Genomic DNA, 21,376 nt, shown 5'->3' on the forward strand with positions numbered 1-21,376 from the left:
CGTCAGGCCCCGCCGCGACCGTTCTCGGAGGCGTCGTCCACGGCTTCGTCGACGGCGTCCTTCACGGCCTGCGCCGAGGTCTGCGCCGCCTTTCCGACGTCGTCGGCCGAGTCCTTCCCGACTTTGAGGGCCGCGTCGAGCTTCTGCCCGGGGGTCCCCTTCGAGCCGGCGGCCTGCGTGACCTTCACCGCGGACTCCCAGAGCGTCGATGGCAGCGCCATCGCCTGGGACTTCGCGAAGTCCTTCACCTTGCCGACCTGCGTCTGCACGGGCTCGGTGTTCCACACCTTCAGCCACTGCGTCTTGATCTGCTCGTAGCGCTCACGACCCGCGCGCGTACCGAGCACATACCCGATCGCGAGTCCGATGACGAGTCCAGCCTTGCCCTTCATGAGGTCTCCTCACGCTCGGTGTGACCTGACGACCCTCCCAGGGTAGCCCTGTATGCCGATTCCGGCATCCACTCTTGACAGGGCGTGCAACAGGAGGGTTCACTCCGCCGCCGCGGCACCCCACAGCGCGCGGTGACGCAGTCGGTCCGCCTCTTCCTGCGCGTCGGCGACGACCTGCGCGAGGCCGCTCCCCGACAGCCATGCACCGACAGCGGCGAGGGCGGGCGCGCGGGCGATCGCGGCGCGGGCGGCGTCGGTGCGCTCGCGCCGGCCGAGGGCCGACGCCGGAGGCACGAGGGTGTACGCGTCACGACGCGCGCCGCCGATCCGGGCCTCGTCGAGCTCCACACCGAGGAGGACGGATGCCTCGGCCGTGGCCACGATCGCCGCATCGGCGTCGGACAGCCGCTCGGTCGCGGGAGCGATCCCGGGGGCGCCGAAGGCGACGCGCAGGACGTGGCGCCCGGCGCCCGCCTCCCGCCCGAGCCACTCCCAGCGCGCGGTCTCGTGGACGAGACCCGTGGCGCGCAGCGCGCCGGGGACGGCGTGGACGTGGGCGCCGCGCGGCGCCGTATCGAGCTCGGGGGCGTCCACCACGAGCGTCACGACCTCGCGGGCGATGCCCGCGGCGGAGACATCCGCGAACTCGGGGATGCCGAGGGCGGGTGCCAGGAGCGTGCGCGCCGCGGTCTCGTCGGTCGCGACGATCACCGCGTCGGCGTGCAGCCGGTCCGGTGCGGCGGCCGCACCCTCGGGGGCGATCGTCGCGACTTCCACCGCCCACCTCCCGTCGCTGCGGACCAGACCCGTCGCCAGCGCTCCGGTGTGGACGGCCACCTCCCGCTCGGCGAGCCTGTCGGCGAGCGCGGCCGTGAGCTGCGGCATCCCACCGTCCAATCCCTCGATCGAGGAGGCGGCTGCGTCGACGCGCACGTCGGCGACGGCGCCGCCCAGCCACCCTGTGCGGGTGAGCGCGTTGCTGAGTCCGGGTGCCGCGATCTCGACGTCGACGTCGACGGGGTCGAGGCCGAAGCGGTCGATGGTCAGCGGCGCCACGAGGCGCTCGAGGACTCTGTCGCCCATCCGGCCGTGCACGAGACGGCCGAGACTGCGCTGAGCGCCGATCGTGAGCGGCGGGCGGAGGCGGTCGACGTACGCGCGCCATGCGCCGCCCCAGCCGATGACCCGGCGGACGCTCTCGTCCCACGGATTGGCCGGGATGCCGAGCACCTGCTCGGCGGGCAGCGGCGCAGCGGCGCCCTTCGGGAGGCCAGCGATCCATTCGCGCTCGTCGCGCGGGCGCACGATCGCAGCGTCCGGCAGCACCTCGTCCACGAGTGCGCGCACCGCGCCTCCCCTCGTGGACCAGCAGGTGACGCCCGTCTCGAGGTCGAGTCCTGCGATGCGGACGGACCCGATGGTGCCGCCGAGGCGATCGGATGCCTCCACGAGCGTCACCGCCATACCGACCTTGGCGCACTCCCAGGCCGCGACGAGTCCGGCGATGCCGCCGCCGATCACGACCACCCGCGTCTGGCGGACGTGGTCGACGAGTTCGTGGAACGGTTCGGCGTCGGTCACGGCATCCATCCTCCCATCCGCGAACTGTGCCGGCCGGGGCGGCCGGTGGGAGACTGGGCGCATGAGCCTCCACATCACGGGCGACGACGCGGCCGATCGCCTGCTGACCGATGACCCGCTCGCCCTGCTGATCGGCATGCTCCTCGACCAGCAGGTCGCCATGGAGACGGCCTTCGCAGGGCCGCTGAAGATCTCGGAGCGGGCGGGGACGCTCGATGCCGCGGCCATCGCGAGCTTCGATCCCGAGGCGTTCACCGAGCTCTTCAAGGCCACTCCCGCCGTGCATCGCTTCCCCGGGTCGATGGCGGCGCGCGTGCAGGCGCTGTGCGCAGCGATCGAGCAGGACTGGGGCGGTGACGCGTCGGCGATCTGGACGCGCGATGAGCCCGACGGGGCGACCGTGCTGAACCGCCTCAAGGCGCTGCCGGGCTTCGGCGAGCAGAAGGCGAAGATCTTCCTGGCCCTCCTGGGCAAGCAGTACGGCTTCACCGGCGCCGGCTGGCGCGAGGCGGCAGGCTCGTACGGCGACGAGGGGTCGTTCCGCAGCGTCGCCGACATCGTCTCGCCGGAGTCGCTGACGAAGGTGCGCGAGCACAAGCGGGCGATGAAGGCCGCGGCCAAGGGCTGACGCGGAGGCGGGCGGTGAAGAAGACCGGAGGCGACGTCGACGAGTTCGTCGCTGGGGTGCGGCCGGCGAAGCGCCAGCGCGATGCCGTCGCGATGATCGACCTCCTGCGCGACGTCACGGGTCGCGAACCCGAGCTCTGGGGCACGATCATCGGCTTCGGATCATGCCATTACCGCTCCGCGGCCGGCAGCGAGGGCGACGCCCCGATCGCGGCGTTCTCCCCGCGGCGCGAGTCCACCACGGTGTACACGCTGCGCACCGCCGCGCACGGCGAGCGCCTCGCAAGACTCGGACCCCACGCGACGGGCGTGAGCTGCCTGTACCTCAAGGACCTGGACCAGGTCGACGCCGGGGTGCTCCGCGAGATCCTCGCCGAGGACTACCGCCGCGTGCTGGCCGGCGAGACCGGCGACACGACGTACACCGTCACGGACTGACCGCTCGAACGGCCTCCCCGGCCATCCGGGTCGCGAGTCCTAAGGTGGACGACGTGCGGCTGAGGTTCTTCGGAGGGCTCGACGCGGAGGCGGACGGCGCTCCGCTGGAGATCCGCGGGCGCGGCCAGGGGGCCCTGCTCTTCCGCCTCGCGCTCGACGCCGGCACGACGGTTGCGTATCGCTCGCTCGCCGAGGACGTCTGGCCCGACGACCTTCCCGAAGATCCCCGCGCTTCGCTGCAATCCCTCGCCTCGCGCCTGCGCCGCGGTCTGCCCGCGGGAACGCTCGAGGCCGTGCCCGGCGGGTACCGGCTCGCCATCCCGCGCGACGACGTCGACCTCGCGAAGTTCCAAGACCTCGTGGCTCGTGCTCGGCGCACGGTCGATCCCGCCGCGGCGGCGAGCGACGCGCGCGCGGCTCTGGACCTCTGGCGCGGCGACCCCTGGACTCCGGGCGACGGCTTCGACTGGGTCGTGCGCGACCTTCTCGAGGATCGCGCCCACGCCGAGCGCATCCTCGCGGCGGCCGGGACGGATGCTGCGCCGCCTCCGGGAGACGCAGGCGGAGGCTCCCCGACGCCGGCGCCGGAGGCAGCCGTGCCCGCGGCGCTGACCCCGCTGATCGGTCGGCAGCGCGAGCTGGAGCTCATCGACGACCAGCTCCGTGAGGAGCGGCTCGTGACCCTGATCGGTCCCGGTGGAGCGGGCAAGACGACCCTCGCGTTCGAGACCGCCCGGCGCCAGCCAGGTTCGATCGTCGTCGAGCTCGCGCCGGCGGCACCGAGCGAGGTGTGGGCGGCCGTCGCGGGAGCCGTGGGGCGCAGCATCCGAGTCGGCGAACTCGTCTCGACGACGGCGCGCGACCGCGTCGCGGAGGCCCTGGCCGGACGCACCGTGCTCATCGTGCTCGACAACTGCGAGCACGTCTCGGCGGAGGCCGCGGCGGTCGCCATCGACGTGCTGCGCAGCGCTCCCGGCTCGCGGATCCTCGCGACCAGCCGCGAACCGCTGGGACTCGCGGGTGAGGCGTTCGTCGACCTCGGCCCCCTCCCCGACCGGGATGCCCGCGAACTGTTCTCCCGCCGCGTGCGCGCCGCGCGCGGCTCTGCGCCGACGCCCGACGAGGATTCCGCCGTCGAGCGCATCGTGACCCGCCTCGACGGCCTGCCGCTGGCACTCGAGCTCGCGGCGGCGAAATCGCGGACGCTCACGATCGCCGAGATCGACAGCGGTCTCGACGACCGCTTCGCGCTGCTGGCGAGGGGTCCGAAGGCGATCGAGGCGAGGCACCAGACGCTCCGGGCGCTCATCGACTGGAGCTGGGAGACGCTCACGGATGCCGAGCGCACCGCCCTGCGCGCCGCTGCGGTCTTCCCCGACGGCGTGGACGTGCGCGATGTGGCGGCGATCGGCGACGCCTTCGACGTGGATGCCGCTGCCTTCGACGGACTCGTCGACAAGTCGTTGCTGCGCCGGTCGGAACGGCGACTGCGGATGCTCGAGACCGTGCGGGAGTACGGCATCGACCGCCTGCGGACCGAGGGCCGCGAAGCCGAGTTCCGCGCGGTGCAGGCACGGGCGATGGCCGGGCTGGCCGCGCGCGAGGATGCGCGCCTGCGCGGACCCGAGGTGCGCGAAGCGCTCGCGTGGTTCGACGCCGACGAAGAGAACCTGGGCGCGGCGCTGCGCGCCTGCGCCGAACGGCCCGGGCTGGAGGACGTGGGCGTACGCCTCGTGCGCGCGTGTCTGTGGACGTGGCTGATGCGCGAGCGCTTCGAGGAGCTGCAGTCCGGCGTGATGCGGTTCGGCGAGGCCGCCGCGAGCCTCGACTCGGAAGCCGCCGTGGTGGTGCGCGCGATCGCTCTGCTCGGCACCGCATTCGCAGTGGAGATCGAGGACGCGGTCGAGGGTCCCGCGCGGCTCGACGCGGCGGCCGCACCGGCCGAGGCCGACGCCTCCGCGGCGGCGAGCACCGACGTGCGGCCCGGCGAGCCGACGGCCCGAGGCATGGCCCGCTTCGAGCGTGAGGTGCCGGCCGTGATCGAGGCCGCCGCCGCGCACCGCAGCGAGCTCTCGACAGCCCTCGGGCCGCTGTTGCGGGCCATCCTCGTCGCCGCGCGGGACCACCGTCCTGGCGCTCCGTGGTCTCGGAACGTCGTCATCGGCGACGAAGGAATCGAGGACGCCCCCGCCTGGACACGCGCCCTGATCAGCATGCTCCGATCGGCGATCGCGCAGAACCGCGGCGACAACCAGACCCTGGGCGTCGAGAGCGAGAAGGCGGTGTCGATGTTCCGCGAGCTCGGCGACGTCTGGGGCAGCGCGTTCGCGAGCCAGATGCGGTCGGAGTGGCTTCAGTTGGCGGGTCGGCTCGAGGAGGCGCTCGCCGTCGCCGACGCGTCGTCGGCCGGCCTCCTCGGCCTCACGTCGGTCACCGACCTCGTACAGCAGCGGTCGCAGAGCATCGGCCTGCTGCTGCGGCTCGGCCGTCTCGACGAGGCACGGGCGCGACTGCGCGAATCGCAGGAGCTCGCGCGGGCGAAGGACTCGCCGCGTGCGATCGCGCAGACCGACATGGACGCGGCCGCCATCGAGATCGCCGTCGGCGACGGGGCGGCTGCTCTGCGCCACCTCGATATCGTCGCGGCGGAGATGCTGCCCTCGTTCCCGGATCAGTTGATCGCCTGGTCGCGATCGCGCCGTGCGCAGGCCCTCCTCCTGGTAGGCCGGTCTGATGGGGCGCACGCCGCCCTCGCCGAGGCGCTCCTGGCTGCTGCTCGCAGCGGCGACCATCCCATCGTCGCGGACGTCGCGGTCTCGATCGCCGGCTGGCTGGCGACGACAGGACGGGATACCGACGCCCGCCGCGCGCTCGTCGCCGCGGCGCGGTTGCGCGGCGGCGTGGACGCGTCCGACCCATTCCTGCGCGTGATGCGCGAGCGGCTCGGGAACGACGTGCTGCTGCCGGATGCCACAGCGCCGACCGCGCGGGCTGAATCGGGCGGCGACGATGACATCGCCGCTCTCATCGCGCTCCTCGGCTGACGCCGACCAGTCCCGCGGACGCAGTGACGCCGGCCCGGGCATCCGTTGAGAGCACATGAAGCGCGCGGCCGACCGTTGCAGGGGCCGGCGCTGATCTCGTAGCCCGTGCTGCCGACGACCGCGCCCTGCTCGTCGCGCTCCAGCCACAGCCGGAGGGCCGGGGCGGCTTCCGCCACCCGGGCCCGTCAGCAGACCTCGGCCCGACGTCAACCGCGGGCCGCAGCATCCACTCACGCCTTCCGCATGTACGCCCGCACCGTGAGGGGTGCGAACACCGCCACGATCACGGCCGCGCCCAGCAGTGCGGTGAGGACGTCGGCGGTCACCGTGCCGTCGTTGACGAGCGCGCGTACGGCGGTCACCAGGTGCGAGACGGGGTTCATCTCGACGAACCACTGCAGCCAGTCGGGCATGGTGTCGGCGGGGACGAACGCGTTCGAGAGGAACGTCAGCGGGAACAGGATGAGCATCGAGATTCCCTGCACGCTCGAGGCGGTGCGCGCGATGACGCCGAAGAAGGCGAAGATCCAGCTCATCGCCCACGAGCAGGCGATCACGAGGAGTCCGGCCGCGACGACCCCCGCGAGCCCGCCGCCTGGGCGGAAGCCCATGATGAAGCCCATCGTGAAGGTGAGCGTCGCCGCGATCGTGTAGCGCAGGGTGTCGGCCAGCAGTGCGCCCGACAACGGCGCGATGCGTGCGATCGGGAGCGAGCGGAAGCGGTCGAACACGCCCTTGTCCATGTCTTCGCGCAGCTGCACTCCGGTGACGACGGAGGTCGTGATCACGGTCTGCACGAGGATGCCCGGGATGATGATCGGCAGATAGTTCTGCACGTCGCCGGCGATCGCGCCGCCGAAGATGTACGTGAACATCAGCGTGAAGATGATCGGCTGCACGGTCACGTCGATGAGCTGCTCAGGGGTGCGGCGGATCTTCAGGATGCCGCGCCACGCCATGGTGAGCGTGTTGCGCACGGTCAGGCCGAGCGTCGAGCGGTTCGAGAGGTCGCGATCGGCGACCGGGATGATGGGGGTCGCGATGGCGGTCATGCGCGGGCTCCTTCGAGTTCGTCAGCCGTCGCGTGGGCGGCCTCATCGTCTTCCGGCACGCCCTTGCCGGTCAGGGTCAGGAAGACCTCGTCGAGCGACGGCTGCTGCACGCTGAGCTCCTCGAGGTGCAGGTCGGCCTCGCGGAACGCCACGAGCAGGTCGGCGACGGCATCGGGGTCGCTCATCGGCACGGTGAGACGCGCGGCCTCGGGCGAGACGATCGCGGTCACGCCGAGCACGCGCGAGATCTCGCGCTGCGCCTCGACGACGTCGGATCCGGCGCGCAGCCGCAGCAGCAGCGACGACTGTCCGACCGACGCCTTGAGCTCCAGCGCCGTACCTTCGGCGACCACGGTGCCGCGGTCGATGACGGCGATGCGGTCGGCGAGCTGGTCGGCCTCGTCGAGGTACTGCGTCGTGAGCAGCACCGTCGAACCCGTCGCGACGAGCCGGCGGATCGTGTCCCACATCTGCCCGCGCGTGCGCGGGTCGAGGCCGGTGGTCGGCTCGTCGAGGAAGATCAGCGGAGGCTGGGCGATGAGGGATGCCGCGAGGTCGAGGCGGCGGCGCATACCGCCGGAGAACTTCGCCAGGGGCCGCGTGGCGGCCTCGGTCAGCGAGAACTCTTCGAGGAGCTCGCCGGCCTTGCGCTTCGCCTCGATACGCGACAGCCCGAGGAGCCGGCCGAAGATCACGAGGTTCTCGGTAGCGGAGAGCGTCTCGTCGACGGACGCGAACTGGCCCGTGAGGCCGATGAGCTGGCGCACGATCTGCGGCTCGCGCACGACGTCGTAGCCGAAGATCTCGGCCCGTCCGGCGTCGGGACGCAGCAGGGTGGCCAGCATGCTGATGGTGGTGGTCTTGCCCGCGCCGTTGGGGCCGAGCACGCCGTAGACGGTGCCGGCCTCGACGGTCAGATCGACGCCGTCGACCGCGCGGTTGGCGCCGAAGCTCTTCACGAGCCCTTCGGCGCGGACCGCGGGGGTGAGGGATGCGGAACTGGTGTTGGTCATGGATTCGCCTTTCGACGTCACCCAGAGTGCGCCGCGCGTGCTGTCACCGCCCTGTCACGGCGACGGTGCCGCTGTCACGGCGCTGTCATGGCGCCCTCGAACGGGACGGATGCGGCGACGGCACGCCCGAGACCGCGCGTTCTCCACATCCGGCAACAGAATTGGACACCGGGTCCCAACGCCTGGCTAGGGTGGGAGGACCCGCCGGCCCGCCCCCTCGCCTGGAGACAGATCATGCTGCCGTTCCTCATCGTCGGAGGCGTCGGCCTCGCGGTCCTCCTGATCTCGCTGATCGTCGGCGACATCTTCGATCACTTCGACATCGGCGACGGCGCCATCTCGGGCACCGCACTGGGCATCGCGGCCGTCGTGTTCGGGGCATCCGGCGCCCTCACGACCACGAACGGACTCGACACCGTCTGGGCGTACGTCCTCGCCGCTGTGCTGGCGGTGCTCGCGTACGTCATCGCGGTGGTCTTCGTGAAGCGGCTCACGAAGAGCTCGGACGGGGTGCCCGCCTCGGCGCTCGGTCTGTCGGGTGTCACACGCTCCACGGTCTCCCCGGCGGGCGGCGAGGTGAGCCTCGACGGCCCCCACGAGGTGGAGCGACGCCTCGCATACTCCGACGAGACCATCGCCGAGGGCGCGCGCATCCGCGTCATCGAGCACTCCGGCACCCGCGTCAAGGTCGTCGCGGAATAGATCCCCCCGCGGTCCGGGCCGGGAGCCCCGGGTCGCGGCATCCCACGAGAAAGGTCGTCCATGACGAACGAACTCATCCAAGTGATCGCCGCCGTCGCGCTCGTCGTCGCGGTGCTCGGGCTCATCACGTTCATCGCGCGGCGCATCCGCCGCGTCCCCCCGAACGAGGCGCTCGTCATCGTCGGCCGCGGGGCCGGACGCCCGGCGCCCGGCGAGACCGGCAGCGGCCAGCGCGTCGTGATCGGCGGCCGCACCTTCGTGTGGCCGATCCTGCAGCAGGGCTTCTCGATCTCGCTCGAGCAGCGCCAGATCGGGATCACCGTCGAGGGGGTCGACAAGAACCGCATCAAGATCGCGATCAAGGCGTCGATCAACTTCAAGGTCTCGGGCACGGAGGACGGTGTGCGGCGCGCGGCCCAGCGCTTCCTGTCGCAGCAGGATCTCCTGACCGAGATCATCAAGGAGTCGCTCGAGGGGTCGCTGCGCTCGATCGTCGGCGACATGACGATCGAGCAGATCATCTCTGACCGCAAGAGCCTCTCCGACCGCGTCGTCGCCGAGACCAAGGCCGACCTCGTCGAACAGGGCCTGCAGGTCGACCTGCTCAACATCAGCGACATCTCGACGCCGGGCAGCGACTACCTCGCGAACCTCGGCCGCGCCGAGGCCGCCCGCGCGCGCCAGGTCGCCGAGATCAGCGAGGCCGAGGCGTCGCGAGCCAGCGAGTTCGCACGCATCGAGGCGTCGGAGCAGATCGCCGAGCGGCAGAAGGCCCTCGCCCTCAAGCAGGCCACGATCAAGGCCGAGACCGACCGGGCGAACGCCGAGGCGCAGGCCGCGGGCCAGCTGGCCACCGCCGAGCAGGACAAGCTCGTCGCCGTGCAGGAGCGCGAAGCGCTCACCGAGCAGGCGCTCGTGACGCAGGAGCGCCTCGACATCGAGATCCGCAAGCCCGCCGAGGCGCAGGCCTACGCCGAGGTGCAGAGGGCGACCGCACAGCGCGACGCCGCGAACGCCGCCACCGAGGCCGACGCGTTCAAGCGCACCAAGATCGCCGAGGCGAACAAGGTCGCCGCCGTGCAAGATGCCGAGGCCGCCGCGACGGCCGTCCGCGTGTCGGGTGAGGCCGAGCGCGACAAGCAGGTCGCCCTGGCCGCGGGTATCAAGGCGGAGGGTGAGGCCCGCGCGGCCGCGACCCAGGCCGAGGGTCTCGCCGAGGCCACGTCCATCGACGCGAAGGCGCTCGCGCTGCAGAAGTACGGCGAGGCCGCCCTCGCGCAGGAGATCATCTCGCGCCTCCCCGACATCGTGCGGGCGGCGGCCGAGCCGATCGCCTCGATCGACAAGCTCACCGTCGTCTCGACCGACGGCGCATCCGAGATGACGAAGACGGTCGGGCGCGTGCTCGGCGAGGGCACCGAGGTCGTGAAGGGCCTCACCGGGCTCGACCTCAACACACTGCTGCAGGCCTTCGCGCTGAAGACGGCGGGAGCGGACGCCGCGGCCCTCGCCGACGGCGCAGGCACTGCGGCGAAGAAGGCGGCGAAGGACGCCGCCGCCTCGATCGGCGGCTGACGCCCTCTCGGCGAAGCGCCCGGTCCTGTGAGGGCCGGGCGCTTCGTCATTCCCACCACGCCGGACCACAACTCAGGCGGAACGAGGCCGACGGCCCCCGGCATGCGGCCGCGGGCCCCGATCTGCCTGAGTCATGCGCACGGGCCCGACGCGCCCGCCGCGACTACCGGAGGACGCGGCCGCTCACGGCGAGCGTGAGCCGTCGCGGCATCACCTGCGCCGCCCACGCGCTGAAGGCGTTGGCGCGGCCGGAGACGACGCTCGGCGGCACGTCATCGCGATCGAGCCGGCGGAGGGTCAGCTCGACCACCTGCGCCGGCGTCTGAAAGCGCCCGACGGCCGCGTCGGCGCCGGTGATGTCGAAGAACTCGGTGCGCGTCGCACCCGGGCTCACCGCGATCACGCCCAGCCCCGAGGCCTTCGTCTCGTACGCGAGGGCCTCGGTGAAGCTCAGTACGAACGCCTTCGTCGCCCCGTACACCGCCATGTTGGGGCACGGCTGGTACGCGCCCGTGCTCGCGATGCCCACCAGCGCACCTCGCCCGTCGGCGACCATCTCCGGCAGCACCGCCCGGGTGATCGCGACGAGCGCCGCGACGTTGACCTGCACCATCTCGCCGATGCGTGCCGCGTCGGCCTCGGCGAACGCACCTTTCATCCCGAAGCCGGCGTTGTTGACCAGCGTCTGCACGCGGATCCCCCGCTCGTCGAGTTCCCGCCGAAGCGCGGCCGCAGCATCCGGTCGCGTCAGATCGAGGGCGATCGGCGTCGCCCGCACCCCGTGGTCACGGGTGAGCCGGTCCGCCAGGTCGCGCAGCCGGTCCTCGCGGCGGGCGACGAGCACGACGTCGGCGCCGCGGGCGGCGAGCTGCGTCGCGTACTCGACGCCGAGTCCGGCGCTGGCACCGGTGATGAGCGCGGTCGTGCCGCGGTAGTCTCTGGTCATGGCAGCCAATGTAGACACTGACAGCATTGTTGTCAATGCCAACATGGCGCTAGGGTGGGACCGTGACGGAGCGCACCTATCACCACGGCAATCTGCGGTCCGCCCTGTTGCAGCGCGCGTGGGACGTCGTCGACGAGGAGGGGGCCGACGGCCTCTCATTGCGCCAGCTCGCGCGCGACGTCGGCGTCAGCCACGGAGCATCCGGCCGCCACTTCCGTGACAAGGCGGCTCTGCTCGACGCTCTCGCCGCCCTGGGGTTCGCACGGATGAACGCGGCGCTGACGGATGCCTCGACCCGGCCCGGACCCTTCTCCGAACGATTCGCGGCAGCCGCTCGGGCGTACGTCGGCTTCGCCGTGTCGCATCCGGCGGTGCTGGCCGTCATGTACTCCGCCAAGCATCACCCGGAGGCATCGGAAGAACTCCGGACGCTCAGCCACGTCGGCATGACCGGGCTTGTCGCCCTCGTCGTGGACGGGCAAGAAGCCGGGGACGTCCGCGCCGGCCCGCCGGAACGGCACGCACTCGTCGCCTTCGCATCCGTGCACGGCGTCGCGACGCTCGCAACCGACGACCTGCTGAACGGCGTGCCCTGGGAGACCGCGGCCGACGCGGTCATCGACTTCGTGCGCAGCGGCCTCATGCCGTAGACCCGGAGCGGCCGGGTTCAGGCCGACCGAACTCGGGTCGATGCCGCCGGCGTACACCTCGGCGGCGTGCTGGTACCGCACGTCGGGATCGGCGCAGTAGGCGTAGTAGTGGATCGTGCGGTCGACGATCGGCTCGTCGCTCCAGCGGACGTACCGGATGTACCTCGCCGGCGTCCTGATGATGTGCCACTCCGCCAGGGAGGATGCGACGACCCGGCCGGGTCGCCGCATCCGTCCTCTTGCGGGTCAGGCGCCCTTCAGGCGCTCCGCGAGGTAGTCGTGCAGGCCCTCGAGCGGGACACGCTCTTGACCCATGGTGTCGCGGTCGCGCACGGTGACGGCGCGGTCGTCGAGCGAGTCGAAGTCGACCGTGACGCAGAAGGGCGTTCCGATCTCGTCCTGGCGACGGTAGCGGCGGCCGATGGCGCCGGCGTCGTCGAAGTCGATGTTCCAGTCGCCGCGGAGCTGCTCCGCGACCTCGCGGGCGATCGGCGAGAGCTGCTCGTTGCGCGACAGCGGGAGCACCGCGACCTTGACCGGGGCCAGCCGCGGGTCGAGCTTCAGCACGGTGCGAGTGTCGGTACCGCCCTTCGCGTTGGGCGCCTCCTCCTCGTGGTAAGCGTCGACGAGGAAGGCCATCATGGCGCGGGTGAGGCCGAAGGAGGGCTCGATGACGTACGGGATGTACTTCTCGCCCGATGCCTGGTCGAAGTAGGTCAGCGACTGGCCCGACGCCTCGGAATGCGAGCCGAGGTCGTAGTCGGTGCGGTTGGCGACCCCCATGAGCTCGCCCCACTCCTTGCCGGCGAAGCCGAAGCGGTACTCGACGTCGATCGTGCCGTCGGAGTAGTGGGCGCGGTCCTCTTCGGGCACCTCGAACCGGCGCATGTTGTCGGGGTCGATGCCGAGGGCGACGAACCAGTCCCAGCACTCGTCGACCCAGTGCTCGAACCACTCCTGGGCCTCGGCGGGCGGCACGAAGTACTCGATCTCCATCTGCTCGAACTCACGCGTACGGAAGATGAAGTTGCCGGGCGTGATCTCGTTGCGGAACGCCTTGCCGACCTGGCCGATGCCGAACGGCGGCTTCTTGCGGCTGGCGGTGAGCACGTTCGAGAAGTTCACGAAGATGCCCTGCGCGGTCTCGGGACGCAGGTAGTAGAGGCCCGACTCGTCGTCGACGACGCCGAGGTAGGTCTTCACCAGGCCCGAGAACGCCTTGGGCTCGGTGTACTGGCCCTTCGTTCCGCAGTTGGGGCAGGGGACGTCGGCGAGGCCGTTCTCGGCCTTGCGGCCCTTGCGCGCCTCGAAGTCCTCGATCAGGTTGTCGGCGCGGAAGCGCTTGTGGCACTGCAGGCACTCGACGAGCGGATCGGTGAAGGTGGCGACGTGACCGGATGCCTCCCACACGCGCTTGGGCAGGATGATCGACGAATCCAGGCCCACCATGTCGCCCCGGCCGCGGACGAACGTCTGCCACCACTGGCGGCGGATGTTCTCCTTGAGCTCCGTGCCGAGGGGGCCGTAGTCCCATGCCGACCGGGATCCGCCGTAGATCTCACCCGCCTGGAAAACGAACCCGCGATGACGGGCGAGGGCGATGACTTTGTCGAGGCGAGACTGCTCGGCCACGGTGGCTCCAATGGTCGGGAGGGGATGCACGAGGGTGCGAGAGGCCGCTGACCGCGGCATCCGTCGATTCTAGTCGTCGTGCGGCGAGGGGCCGGCCTGGCCGTCAGCGCTCTTGAACGCGCGGTCCCACTCCTGCAGTTCCTTGCGGCGGCCGATGAGGCCGTCGAGCGAGACCTGGAAGTGGAGGCCGCGGCGGGCGTTCACCTGCTTGATGTTCTCGACGAGCTCCGTCGAGAACGACGTCAGGGCGGTGCGCACCTCGCGGACGCGGTCGACGGGGTCGTCCCACAGGCCGGGGTGCTGCAGGATGTCGAGCAGATAGTCGCGATCGAGCGCCGCGGTGAGCTTGCGCAGCGTCTCGCCGTATTCGACGGCGGCCGTGGCCCGCTGGCCCTCGTCGCCCTTGCGGTCGAGGCGGTCGAAGAGCTCGGTCGTGTTGTTCGCGACGGTCGCGATCTCGCTGGCCACCTCCGTGGCGTCGCGATTGCCGGATGCCCCGGCCGCCGCGTACTCGCCGCTCAGCGCCCGCAGCCTTCCCACGAGCGGGCGCACGGTGTCGGGGAGCGGCGCGTGATGGCCCGCTGCGCCGCGGCGCCGCCGCCGCAGAACCGCCCACAGCGCGCCGCCGGCCGCGACGAGCACGACGAGCCCCAGCGCACCGCCGACGACGAGCGCGCCGTCCACCCCGCCGCCCTGGGTCGCGTCAGCGGGCGTCGCGGCGACCACGCCCTCGACCGTCTGGAGGATCGCGCCCTCGAGCGAGTCGGCGGAGTTCTCCGCCTCGTTCGCGATGCGCAGGGCCTCGCCGGTCGGCTGCACGACCCGGGAGCCGGCCGACAGATCGTCGCCGACCGCGACGATGATCGTCTGGTAGCCGGGCAGCCCGGCCAGCTCCCGCACGATGTCCATTCCCGTCGCCTCGAGCGCGGCGTTGTCGGAGAACACGGCGACCGCGATCGACTCGTCGGTCACCTCCTGCTCCAACGTCTGCCGCAGGGCGTCCGCCCCCTGCACCTCGTTCGAGACGTAGACGTTGCCGTTCGCGAGCGCCTCCTCGGCCTCGTCGACGTAGACGCCGGAGCCGTCGGCGGCGAAGGTCAGCAGCATCCGTCCGCCGTTCAGAAGTTGTTGATCACGGAGGCGAACACGAGGTCGATCTTCGCGGCGTCGGACGCGTCGAACCACTGACCGCCGGTCGCCTCGGCGATGCGCTGCAGGGAGCCGGTGTCGGCGCCCTCGCCGTACGCGATCGGGAAGATGCGGACAGGGGCGTCGTCGCCGCCCTCCTTCGAGGATGCGCCGATCTTCGCGACGAGCGAGTCGAGCGAGATCTCGGAGTCGGTGTCCTGACCGTCGGACAGGAGGACGATCGCGTTGATACGGCCGGGCTGCGCGCGCGAAACCATCTCGTCGTAGGCCGCGGCGATCGCGTCGTACAGCGGCGTGCCGTCGCGGTGGGCGAAGCGCAGGTCGTCGAGCGACGAGTCGACGGACTCGCGATCGGACGCCAGCGGCTCGACGTCGCGCAGCACGACGATGTTCTGCCCGGCCTCCGACTCGACGCCGGTCGTGAATGCCCAGACCCCGACTTCGTCCGACGAGCGGAAGTGGCCGAGCGTGGCCTGCGCACCCTCGATCGCGCCGTCGAGCTTCGAGCGGCCGTCCCCGATCGCCTCGTCCATCGAGCCCGAGATGTCGATCACCTCGAGCACCGACGAGGGCTTGCGGATCTGCGTCCACTGGTCGATCGCGGCCGAGACCACGTCCACCGCCGGCTTCGGCAGCGTGACCGCGGGCCCGGCGGGATCGACCCCGTACTCGGCCGTGAAGAGGTCGCCCAGCGGCGCCGAGGCGTCCAGCGGGCGGAAGCCGTACTCGGGCAGGATCTTCTGCGCAGCGTCGGTCTGCAGGAACGCCGCGAACGCCGCGCCGGCCTCGGCCTGCTCGGGCGTCACCCAGTCGGCGCCCAGGACGGTGATCGGGTTGTCGGACCACATCGAGCCGCCCGAGGGATACACCGCGACGAGCTTCTCTCTGGGCGGGGTCAGCGTCTCGCCCGGCTGCACCGTGTGCGAGTCGGGGTTGCCCTGGTTGTAGTTGAGAAGCGAGGTCTCCTCCAGCGCGACCGCGGAGACGTAGCCCGAGCCGCCGGCACCGTTCTGCGTCTCGTCGTAAAGCCGCGTCAGCACTTTGCCGGTGGTGTCGCCGTAGTGGATCACGCATTCCTCGAACACGCGCGAGAACTCCGCGGCGGCCGCGACGTCGTCGGCGGTGAGATCAGCGGTCTTGCCGGATGCCTCGTACGACTGCATCAGGATCGCCGAGAGCCCGGTCGTCGACGTGTTGGGGTTCGTCTTCGAGATCTTGAACGAGCCCCACAGCGGCTTGCCGACGCTCGCCCAGCCCCCGGGGTCCTGGCAGAGCGCCTCGAAGTCCGTGATGCCGACCGGCGACGCCGGATAGCCCAGCGCCTTCGCCATCGTCTCGGGGACGCCGAAGACGACCGGCGTGTGGGTGAACGACTCGGGCTCGCCGACGAGGGAAGCGGATGCTGCGGCCGCGACCCGATCGGTCCAGACCGTCGACGCGGGCGACCACATCGTGGGCCAGCGGCGCATGTCGTCGTCGGGCCAGTCGCCGCCCGCGGTCAGGAACCGCGTCGCGTCGCCCGAGGACACGTTGATCGGACGCACCGTCGCGCATTCGGCGAGCTGCTCGTGCTGCGACGATTCCTTGAAGGCGTCCGACAGCGCGTCGAGCATGTTGACCTTCTCGGAGGAGGTCGCGACGACCACGCTCGTGCAGCCGTCGTCGGCGAAGTCGCCACCACCGGACTCCTCGACAACGGGGTCGGGTCCGAAGCATCCGGTGAGGGCGATCGCGGAGGCGATCAGCGCCGCCGCACCGGCGAGCAGACGTGGTCGAGTGCGGGCGAGGGACGAGCTGTGGGCGGACGAACGCCGGGTTCGTGCGGGCATGGCAGAAGCCTACGGCTCAGTGGTCGGCCCGCACAGACACGCGCGCCACCCGGGCGCGCACGAGCCGCTCCCGGTCGGGGCGCCACCGCGAGGTCGGCGTCGGCGTGACCATCTCCATGACGCCGAGCAGGGCGAGCAGCAGCGGCGTCGGCCGGCGCGGTGGTCGAGGGCAACGCTGCTCTGGAGCCATGTGGCCCAGCGTACGCAGAGCCGCACGCACGCGGAGCCCGTCACCGACGCGGTCTGTGCGGACTTCGGCGGCGGTCGTCAGCCGCCGAAGCCGCACCAGGCGGCGACCCACGTCAGGATGCGGCCGCGCATCTCCTCGCCGACGAACAGCTCGACCGAACCGGACTCGCCCTCGAGCTGGACGGCCAGGTCGAAGATCGTGCCGCGTTTGTCCTCCTGGACGGCATGCGGGTCGCAGCGGAAGGGCACGATCGGGATCTGCACCACGATCGGCTCCGGGTCCCCCTCGGCGACCTCGATGTCGAGCGTGCGGACCTCGTCGGAGGTCGCCCCGGCGAAGTCGATCAGGTTCGTGCGTCCGATGCCTGCGATCGTCACCGCCCCGTCGCGGGTGGGGGTGACGGTGAGCTCGAGCGTCGCCGGCACGCCCGGGGCGGAGGGCTCGAAGCCGGTGAAGGCGAGGGCGGCGGCATCGGTCACCCGCTCGAGCAGGCACTCGCGGGCGTGCAGCTCCGCGAGGAATCCGAGGGGATCGGGAGCCGGGGCCGTCACCTCGGTCGCTGCGGAGTCCCGGGTCACCTCGAGCACGACGTGTGCCTCCCCGTCGTCGGGCGCCGAGCAGTCGACGGGTGGCAGCTGCACGCGGATGTCGACGGTGCCGCCGGGCGACACGGTGCTGACCCGGTCGGCGATCGCCCGTACCGCCGGACCGTCGAACCGGGCGTCCTCGACGCGGACCGCCCCCACGGTGAGCGGCGCGTCGCCGCCGTTCACCAGTTGCACCTGGGCCTGCCGACCCGCCACGTCGGAACGCAGCTGGTGGAGCTCGACAGCGACTCCGGCGGGCAGCGTCGGCCCGCGCTCGGCCGCCTCAGGCGACGCCGCCGCGCACGCGGTGAGCGCGAGGACACCCGCGGCGAGCGCCACCGCCCCGAGGCGGGGACGCGATGGCGCCGGGGGTCGCACAGGCCTACGACCGCGTCAGCGTCTCGCGGGCGACGGTGCAGTCCTCGAGCGCGACCGGGTCGATGTCGACACCGAGGCCGTGACCGATCGGCACGCGCACGTGGCCGTCTTCGAGCACCGCGGGCTCGGTGACGATGTCGCGGGTGTAGAAGCGGGCGGATGCCGACACGTCGCCCGGCAGTGTGAAGCCGGGCAGCGCTGCGAGGGCCGCGTTCGCCGCGCGGCCGATGCCCGTCTCGAGCATGCCGCCGCACCACACCGGCACGCCGGCCGCGAGGCATCGGTCGTGGATCTTGACCGCCTCGACGTACCCGCCGACGCGGCCCGCCTTGATGTTGATGACGGATGCCGAGCCCAGCGCGAGCGCGTCGGCCGCCGCCTTGTCGGACACGACGGACTCGTCGAGGCACACGGGGGTGCGAAGGCGCCGGGCCAGCGTCGCGTGGTCGACGAGGTCGTCCTCCTGGAGCGGCTGCTCGATGAGGAGCAGGTCGAAGCGGTCGAGCTCGGCGAGGGTGTCGGCATCCGCCATCGTGTAGGCGGAGTTCGCGTCGACCTGCAGCGGGATCGCGCCGAAGGCGTCGCGCACCGCGGCCGTGTCACCGACGTCGCGACCGGGCTTGATCTTGATCTTGATGCGCACGTAGCCCTCGTCGAGGTAGCCACGCACGGTCTCGACGAGAGTCGCGGGGTCGCGCTGGATGCCGACCGACACCCCGCTCGGCACGCGGTCGCGCACCGCTCCGGCGTACTCGGCGAAGCTGCGGCCGTCCGCTCGGAGTGCGGCGTCGAGCACCGCCAGTTCGAGCCCGGCCTTCGCCATGCGATGGCCCTTGAAGGGCTCGAGCACGCGCGCGACCTCCTCGGGCGCGAGCCGCCCCCGGTCAAGGAGTGCCGGCGCGAGGAAGCGCAGCGCGACATCCCACGCACCCTGCGTGTACTCGCTCGAGTACAGCGGGTCGGCCTGCGTGACGACTTCGCCCCAGCCGTCGCCGTCGGCGGTGAGCGCCCGCACGACGATGACCTCGCGCACCGTCTCGGTGCCGAACGACGTGGTGAACGGCGCCACCAGCGGCAGGTGCAGGACCCGCAGCTCGAATCCTTCGAGGGTGACGGATGCCGCCGGCCGGGCGATGGGCATGCGCTCAGCGTACGCCCGCCCGCCGACGGAGCGCGGCCGTCAGTGCGCGAAGCGAGCGGGCGCGGCGTCTCGGAGAACCGGGACGTACGTGGACCGGGCGACCCGCGGCCGCCGACGGCGCGGTTCTGCCGGCGGGTGCGCCGCTCCCCGCAGCGCGCCGCTCATAGCGACGATCAGGGTCTCGATGTGCTCGCGCATGATTCCTCCTCGTTCCCCTGAGAAGAGCCCGCCGTGCCGCCGGTGATACGTCTCTCTATCTGTCCGTCACGGTACGCCGGGATTCCGACATCCATGCCGGGCCGACGTCTTCTGCTCACCTGTCACGATGTGTCGCTCGAGCCGGCACTTCGCGACAGGTGAGCAGTCCTGCGATCGGGTCTGGAGGTCAGGCGGGGAGCTCGGCGAAGGCGCGCACCGGGAACGTGCCGAATCCCTCGACCGCCGGCGGGGCGGCGGTGAACCGGGCGCCGCGCGGCGGCAGCGACCCGAGGTTCGTCAGGTGCTCCACCACGTGCACGCCCGCTCCGAGCAGCAGCGAGTGCGCGGGCCGCTCGCCGCCCGACTCGGTGTCGTCGATGTTGACCGAGTCGATGCCGACGAGCACCACGCCGGCGTCGATGAGCCACTGCGCGGCCTCGCCGGCCAGGAAGGGCGCGCCGACGCCGTACTCGGGCTGCCCGAACCAGCGGTCCCACCCGGAGTGCAGCAGGACGGCCGCGCCGCGCACGTCGCGATCGGCGAGCGTGGCGGAACGGATGCCTCGGCGCGACGTGTCCCACGCGTCCTCCAGGTGGAACACCTCGGCGCGCAGGCCCACGAGCGACGAGAGGTCGAGGCCCGCCAGGTCGCTGCCGTCGGCGTACCGGTGGAACGGCGAGTCGAGGTAGGTTCCGGTGTTCCCGATCATGTGGATGACGTCCATCGCGAACTCCGTGCCCGGGGCGTACCGGGCACGGGAGTCCTCGCGGGTGAGGTGCGGCGTGATGGTCGGCGCGGGAAGGCCCGGGTACGTCACGAGTCCCGCGCGGATGGGGTGGCTGAGATCGACGACGCGCCTACCCCCGGTCGCCGGGCACGCGGCATCCACTCCCCTGCTGCCACGGTGCGGCTCCTCGACGATGCGGAGACCCCGCAGGTCCACCTCGTCGACGAGCGCCAGCCCGAGGTGGGCGATCAGCAGCCGGGCGACCTCGTCCTCGGTGGAGTCGGCGCCCGGAAGGTCGAGACGGAAACCCGTGCCGGCGAGGCCGCCGCCGTTTGCGAACCGGATGTCGAAGTCGAAGTGGGCGCGGTACTCGGGCATGCGGTCAGCGTAGGGGCGCGGCATCCGTCCCCTGCGGGGTGATCCGCACAATGGCAGGTGATCCGTGCGACTCGGCAGGAATGCTGCGCCCGCGCTTAGGCGGTCGGCCGTGGAATGGCAACCCCGTCGGCCGATCGCGGCCTCGTCCGTAGCGTCGGGGCATGGACACCTTCGACTTCGCCCCGCGACGCGCCATCGTGAGGGGGTCGCCCGCATCGACGTCCGCGACGACGCCGACGTGCGGCCGGGCGATCCGACCCGCGACCCGCAGGAGTAGGTCAGGGGCGGACGAGCAGATACCCGCGAGCGTCGTCGAAGCCGCCGACGACGAGGCCGTCGGCGAGGTGCCCGACGAGCTGCTCGCGCACGCGCGCGCGCCAGACCGCAGCATCCACCGGCGTCTCACTGCGGAGGGTCTCGATATCGTGCGGGATCTCGACCGACGCGACCACCCGCTCGTCCGCGGGGGTGGGCACCGGCGGCGCGGCGAGCGCCCACGACACCATGATGCGGTCGGTCTCATCGCCGCGGTTGACGCCGTCGTCCATAGGCCCGTAGTGGTTGACGAGGTACTCGGTGACCCGGGTGCCGAGCACGCGCAGGTTGAAGTGGGCGTTGCGGGCGACGAGGGGGTCGAAGGTCCATGTGATGTGGCCCACGCCTCGCGCGAGCGCCCACTCCTGCTGATGCCGTTTCAGGACGCGGCCGAGTCCCTGCGACTGGTGGTCGGAGAGCACGCCGGTGATATGGCTGTGCATCGAGCGTGCGGCAGGCTCCGCGAAGAACGCGACGGATGCTCCGACCATGCGGTCCTGGTCGTACAGGCCGACCGCGTAGTTGCCGGCGTGGGCGAGCGCACGCAGCAGGTTCGGGGGCATTCCGCCCCGGTCCCCGCCCCAAACCTCGGCGAGCACGGCGGAGGCGCGGTGGACCTCTTCGACGGTGTCGAGGAAACGGATGTCGATGCCGGGCGGCGTCGCGGTCTCGGCCATGTGCTCACGGTACTCCGCCGACCATGTCCCTTTCACCGCGATCATGCATGCTCGGAGAAGCGGGGCGCGCGGAGCCGGGCGAGTGCAGCCCCGATAGCCTGAACCGATGGGTGCGGGTGGCGAGGACGCGAGACGAAGACTCACCCGGATGCCTC

Annotated in this window: 20 protein-coding genes; 6 read left to right on the forward strand and 14 right to left on the reverse strand. The window is 71.7% G+C overall.

The genetic code is table 11. From position 1 onward, the window contains the following. Nucleotides 1–2: 2 nt before the first annotated feature. Together MRBLWH3_RS02360 and MRBLWH3_RS02365 are read right to left on the reverse strand one after the other, a co-directional pair. The gene (locus tag MRBLWH3_RS02360; RefSeq protein ID WP_363428329.1) at nt 3–392 is read right to left on the reverse strand and encodes a hypothetical protein; all 390 of its coding nucleotides are present in this window, start codon (nt 390–392) and stop codon (nt 3–5) included. 99 nt (nt 393–491) lie between these two features. Then, nucleotides 492–1,982, reverse strand: coding sequence for a protoporphyrinogen/coproporphyrinogen oxidase (locus MRBLWH3_RS02365; protein ID WP_363428331.1), 1,491 nt, complete (start codon nt 1,980–1,982; stop codon nt 492–494). A gap of 52 nt (nt 1,983–2,034) precedes the next feature. Between MRBLWH3_RS02365 and MRBLWH3_RS02370 the strand changes: the two genes are divergently transcribed. From MRBLWH3_RS02370 to MRBLWH3_RS02380, 3 genes are read left to right on the forward strand one after another with little or no spacing between them, the layout of a single operon-like run. Next, a complete protein-coding gene (locus tag MRBLWH3_RS02370; RefSeq protein WP_363428333.1) occupies nt 2,035–2,601 on the forward strand; it encodes an HhH-GPD-type base excision DNA repair protein in 567 nt (188 codons plus the stop codon). 14 nt (nt 2,602–2,615) lie between these two features. After that, nucleotides 2,616–3,038, forward strand: a complete 423-nt coding sequence (locus MRBLWH3_RS02375) for a DUF1801 domain-containing protein (RefSeq protein WP_363428335.1) — start codon at nt 2,616–2,618, stop codon at nt 3,036–3,038. A 44-nt stretch (nt 3,039–3,082) separates the two neighbouring features. After that, complete coding sequence (locus MRBLWH3_RS02380) at nt 3,083–6,082, forward strand: ATP-binding protein (protein ID WP_363428337.1); 3,000 nt, start codon at nt 3,083–3,085, stop codon at nt 6,080–6,082. A 230-nt stretch (nt 6,083–6,312) separates the two neighbouring features. On the opposite strand, the gene MRBLWH3_RS02385 is transcribed toward MRBLWH3_RS02380, so the two are convergent. Further along, a complete protein-coding gene (locus MRBLWH3_RS02385; RefSeq protein WP_363428339.1) occupies nt 6,313–7,134 on the reverse strand; it encodes an ABC transporter permease in 822 nt (273 codons plus the stop codon). Beyond that, nucleotides 7,131–8,147: an ATP-binding cassette domain-containing protein gene (locus MRBLWH3_RS02390; protein ID WP_363428341.1), complete on the reverse strand. Its 1,017-nt coding sequence runs from the start codon at nt 8,145–8,147 to the stop codon at nt 7,131–7,133. Before MRBLWH3_RS02390 ends, MRBLWH3_RS02385 begins: the two co-directional genes overlap by 4 nt. Before the next feature lie 234 nt (nt 8,148–8,381). On the opposite strand from MRBLWH3_RS02390, the gene MRBLWH3_RS02395 reads away from it, so the two are divergent. Together MRBLWH3_RS02395 and MRBLWH3_RS02400 are read left to right on the forward strand one after the other, a co-directional pair. After that, a complete protein-coding gene (locus MRBLWH3_RS02395; protein WP_159841222.1) occupies nt 8,382–8,849 on the forward strand; it encodes an NfeD family protein in 468 nt (155 codons plus the stop codon). A gap of 60 nt (nt 8,850–8,909) precedes the next feature. Continuing rightward, nucleotides 8,910–10,424: a flotillin family protein gene (locus MRBLWH3_RS02400; RefSeq protein WP_363428343.1), complete on the forward strand. Its 1,515-nt coding sequence runs from the start codon at nt 8,910–8,912 to the stop codon at nt 10,422–10,424. 163 nt (nt 10,425–10,587) lie between these two features. Here the strand turns inward: MRBLWH3_RS02400 and MRBLWH3_RS02405 are convergent, their stop codons facing one another. Beyond that, entirely contained in the window at nt 10,588–11,370 is a 783-nt protein-coding gene (locus MRBLWH3_RS02405; protein WP_363428345.1) for an SDR family NAD(P)-dependent oxidoreductase, read from the reverse strand. Between the two features lie 62 nt (nt 11,371–11,432). On the opposite strand from MRBLWH3_RS02405, the gene MRBLWH3_RS02410 reads away from it, so the two are divergent. Further along, on the forward strand, nt 11,433–12,020 hold the full coding sequence (locus tag MRBLWH3_RS02410) for a TetR/AcrR family transcriptional regulator (RefSeq protein WP_363428347.1): 588 nt from the start codon (nt 11,433–11,435) through the stop codon (nt 12,018–12,020). 246 nt (nt 12,021–12,266) lie between these two features. On the opposite strand, the gene MRBLWH3_RS02415 is transcribed toward MRBLWH3_RS02410, so the two are convergent. From MRBLWH3_RS02415 to MRBLWH3_RS02455, 9 genes are all read right to left on the reverse strand, one after another. After that, nucleotides 12,267–13,652 (reverse strand): glycine--tRNA ligase, encoded by a 1,386-nt coding sequence (locus MRBLWH3_RS02415; RefSeq protein ID WP_363435234.1) that lies wholly within the window; start codon nt 13,650–13,652, stop codon nt 12,267–12,269. Nucleotides 13,653–13,721: 69 nt separating this feature from the next. Beyond that, on the reverse strand, nt 13,722–14,759 hold the full coding sequence (locus MRBLWH3_RS02420) for a hypothetical protein (protein WP_363428349.1): 1,038 nt from the start codon (nt 14,757–14,759) through the stop codon (nt 13,722–13,724). Nucleotides 14,760–14,770: 11 nt separating this feature from the next. Next, on the reverse strand, nt 14,771–16,630 hold the full coding sequence (locus MRBLWH3_RS02425) for a vWA domain-containing protein (RefSeq protein WP_363428351.1): 1,860 nt from the start codon (nt 16,628–16,630) through the stop codon (nt 14,771–14,773). A 16-nt stretch (nt 16,631–16,646) separates the two neighbouring features. Beyond that, nucleotides 16,647–16,820 carry a hypothetical protein gene (locus MRBLWH3_RS02430; RefSeq protein ID WP_363428353.1) on the reverse strand — a complete coding sequence of 58 codons (174 nt, stop codon included), beginning with the start codon at nt 16,818–16,820 and terminating at the stop codon, nt 16,647–16,649. A gap of 77 nt (nt 16,821–16,897) precedes the next feature. Next, nucleotides 16,898–17,746 (reverse strand): hypothetical protein, encoded by an 849-nt coding sequence (locus MRBLWH3_RS02435; RefSeq protein WP_363428355.1) that lies wholly within the window; start codon nt 17,744–17,746, stop codon nt 16,898–16,900. A 43-nt stretch (nt 17,747–17,789) separates the two neighbouring features. Then, nucleotides 17,790–18,926 (reverse strand): o-succinylbenzoate synthase, encoded by a 1,137-nt coding sequence (gene menC, locus MRBLWH3_RS02440; protein ID WP_363428357.1) that lies wholly within the window; start codon nt 18,924–18,926, stop codon nt 17,790–17,792. Nucleotides 18,927–18,965: 39 nt separating this feature from the next. Further along, the gene (locus MRBLWH3_RS02445) at nt 18,966–19,124 is read right to left on the reverse strand and encodes a hypothetical protein (RefSeq protein WP_363428359.1); all 159 of its coding nucleotides are present in this window, start codon (nt 19,122–19,124) and stop codon (nt 18,966–18,968) included. Between the two features lie 187 nt (nt 19,125–19,311). Then, the gene (locus MRBLWH3_RS02450; RefSeq protein WP_363428361.1) at nt 19,312–20,229 is read right to left on the reverse strand and encodes a cyclase family protein; all 918 of its coding nucleotides are present in this window, start codon (nt 20,227–20,229) and stop codon (nt 19,312–19,314) included. Nucleotides 20,230–20,507: 278 nt separating this feature from the next. Then, nucleotides 20,508–21,221 carry a GNAT family N-acetyltransferase gene (locus MRBLWH3_RS02455; RefSeq protein ID WP_363428363.1) on the reverse strand — a complete coding sequence of 238 codons (714 nt, stop codon included), beginning with the start codon at nt 21,219–21,221 and terminating at the stop codon, nt 20,508–20,510. Between the last annotated feature and the right edge of the window lie 155 nt (nt 21,222–21,376).

Origin of the sequence: Microbacterium sp. LWH3-1.2, from assembly GCF_040675855.1 — a bacterium.
Taxonomy (GTDB): Bacteria; Actinomycetota; Actinomycetes; order Actinomycetales; family Microbacteriaceae; genus Microbacterium.

What these genes read in the sequence shown, in the direction of transcription:
- MRBLWH3_RS02360 (WP_363428329.1), bottom strand. Translation starts at nt 392, where the DNA reads ATGAAGGGCAAGGCTGGACTCGTCATCGGACTCGCGATCGGGTATGTG.
- MRBLWH3_RS02365 (WP_363428331.1), bottom strand. Translation starts at nt 1,982, where the DNA reads ATGGATGCCGTGACCGACGCCGAACCGTTCCACGAACTCGTCGACCAC.
- MRBLWH3_RS02370 (WP_363428333.1), top strand. Translation starts at nt 2,035, where the DNA reads ATGAGCCTCCACATCACGGGCGACGACGCGGCCGATCGCCTGCTGACC.
- MRBLWH3_RS02385 (WP_363428339.1), bottom strand. Translation starts at nt 7,134, where the DNA reads ATGACCGCCATCGCGACCCCCATCATCCCGGTCGCCGATCGCGACCTC.
- MRBLWH3_RS02390 (WP_363428341.1), bottom strand. Translation starts at nt 8,147, where the DNA reads ATGACCAACACCAGTTCCGCATCCCTCACCCCCGCGGTCCGCGCCGAA.
- MRBLWH3_RS02395 (WP_159841222.1), top strand. Translation starts at nt 8,382, where the DNA reads ATGCTGCCGTTCCTCATCGTCGGAGGCGTCGGCCTCGCGGTCCTCCTG.
- MRBLWH3_RS02400 (WP_363428343.1), top strand. Translation starts at nt 8,910, where the DNA reads ATGACGAACGAACTCATCCAAGTGATCGCCGCCGTCGCGCTCGTCGTC.
- MRBLWH3_RS02405 (WP_363428345.1), bottom strand. Translation starts at nt 11,370, where the DNA reads ATGACCAGAGACTACCGCGGCACGACCGCGCTCATCACCGGTGCCAGC.
- MRBLWH3_RS02420 (WP_363428349.1), bottom strand. Translation starts at nt 14,759, where the DNA reads ATGCTGCTGACCTTCGCCGCCGACGGCTCCGGCGTCTACGTCGACGAG.
- MRBLWH3_RS02425 (WP_363428351.1), bottom strand. Translation starts at nt 16,630, where the DNA reads ATGCCCGCACGAACCCGGCGTTCGTCCGCCCACAGCTCGTCCCTCGCC.
- MRBLWH3_RS02430 (WP_363428353.1), bottom strand. Translation starts at nt 16,820, where the DNA reads ATGGCTCCAGAGCAGCGTTGCCCTCGACCACCGCGCCGGCCGACGCCG.
- menC (WP_363428357.1), bottom strand. Translation starts at nt 18,926, where the DNA reads ATGCCCATCGCCCGGCCGGCGGCATCCGTCACCCTCGAAGGATTCGAG.
- MRBLWH3_RS02445 (WP_363428359.1), bottom strand. Translation starts at nt 19,124, where the DNA reads ATGCGCGAGCACATCGAGACCCTGATCGTCGCTATGAGCGGCGCGCTG.
- MRBLWH3_RS02450 (WP_363428361.1), bottom strand. Translation starts at nt 20,229, where the DNA reads ATGCCCGAGTACCGCGCCCACTTCGACTTCGACATCCGGTTCGCAAAC.
- MRBLWH3_RS02455 (WP_363428363.1), bottom strand. Translation starts at nt 21,221, where the DNA reads ATGGCCGAGACCGCGACGCCGCCCGGCATCGACATCCGTTTCCTCGAC.